Raw genomic sequence first — 818 nt, forward strand, 5'->3', positions numbered from 1 at the left:
TTAATTCACATGCATTAAGCCGAAGCTGCCTGTTTTTTATCGTAGCTGCTCAAGCAGCTGTCTTGCCTCTTGTTGAAGCGCTTTATTCCCTGACTGCATGACTTTTTCTAGCAATGAAATCGCACCATCGACATCGTTCATCTCTAGATAGGCTTTGGCCAGATCGAGATTCGTGGCCGCTTCTGTACTGGCCGTATCACCATCAACATCGATGGCGCTGATATCTTCCAGCACATCAGGAAATTCATCCAGCCCCACGTCTAAGTTCATTTCCGCTTTATCCGGGTCAATATCCGGTGCGCTACCATCATCACGCATCAACTCCTCGATGCTGATGTAATCACGCTCCTCTTCCCCTTCATCAATGAGTTCGCTCTCTGCTTCCCCTTCATTCAGCAAATCGTCATCAAGCGCTTGCTCTAATTCGAATTTCTCAAGCGACTCTGGGTCCATGGCAGGCTGCTGACTCCAGTCCTCGCTTTCAGCTTCGGGCTCTGGTTCATTATCCGCTTGCCACACGGCCGCTTCTTCATCAGAGAGCCCGGACAGATCAAGAGGCTCATCGCCATCCGGTTCAGACAACAGAGCGTCCATATTAAGACCACCCACTTGATGGTCGTCATCATCCAGCTCACTAATATCGCGACTATCGCCTTGACCCGCATCACGGCCTTGTTCATCGAAGTAAGACTCGAGCTCACGTTGCTCATCCAGAGCGGCACTCAATGCATCGTCTTCGTCAAACTCGCCAAGTTCATCTAGAGAGAGTGAGTCAAACTCATAGTCTCGGTTGCTGGTTTCTGGCTCTGGCTCTGGCT

1 protein-coding gene is annotated in these 818 nt (G+C 50.4%); it reads right to left on the reverse strand.

The genetic code is table 11. The annotated features are described in order from the left end of the window. Positions 1 to 36: 36 nt before the first annotated feature. On the reverse strand, positions 37 to 818 hold a 782-nt coding region (locus tag BGK46_RS02310), incomplete at its 5' end, for a FimV/HubP family polar landmark protein (protein ID WP_305793905.1).

It is taken from the genome of Salinivibrio sp. SS2 (genome assembly GCF_001722075.1).
GTDB lineage: Bacteria > Pseudomonadota > Gammaproteobacteria > Enterobacterales > Vibrionaceae > Salinivibrio > Salinivibrio proteolyticus.